Source organism: Bradyrhizobium sp. Arg816 (genome assembly GCF_029989365.1).
In the GTDB taxonomy this organism is placed as follows: domain Bacteria; phylum Pseudomonadota; class Alphaproteobacteria; order Rhizobiales; family Xanthobacteraceae; genus Bradyrhizobium.
In genome coordinates this window covers 1-490 of the sequence record NZ_JAPRAQ010000155.1, presented here as the reverse complement: position 1 = coordinate 490, position 490 = coordinate 1, and the positions used below count along the sequence as shown (strand labels likewise).

1 pseudogene is annotated in these 490 nt (G+C 57.8%); it reads right to left on the bottom strand.

The annotated features are described in order from the left end of the window. Positions 1-144: 144 nt before the first annotated feature. Positions 145-490 (bottom strand): annotated as a pseudogene (locus OWC48_RS46275) (cytochrome C oxidase subunit II); the annotation flags it as partial.

Sequence of the window (490 nt, the reverse complement as noted above, 5' to 3'; positions counted from 1 at the left end):
GCCGTCAACGATCGGTAGTACCATTCCGGGTTGCCGATCCAGGTATGGAGCGGGCTGCGGATAAACATCTGCCAAGCACCAAGCACCAAGGCGATCCCAAACACTGCAAAGGCCAGCCAGAAGTGAGCGAGTATCAGACGCCGGCTATTTAACACAGCTCAACCTCTCCTGCTTGGATGCCATCGTCATGAACTCGGCCTTATCGACCACTTTGACCTTCCCCCACATGCCTTCATGCCCGAAGCTGCAATATTCCTGGCAAGGCATCAGGTACTCGCCGGGTTTGCGGAAGCGCGGGCTCTGCACGGAGATGTAGCCAGGGACGGGCATAGTGTTGACGGTCGTGCCCTGAATGAGGAGCCCGTGGATGACATCGGCGCTTGTGGCGCGGATGTTGATCGTCGTATCCGTCGGCACGAGGATGCATTGAGGCGTGAAGGAATATTGTTGCCCGATGGCGCGTACCGTGACCGATCCATCAGGCTCAAGC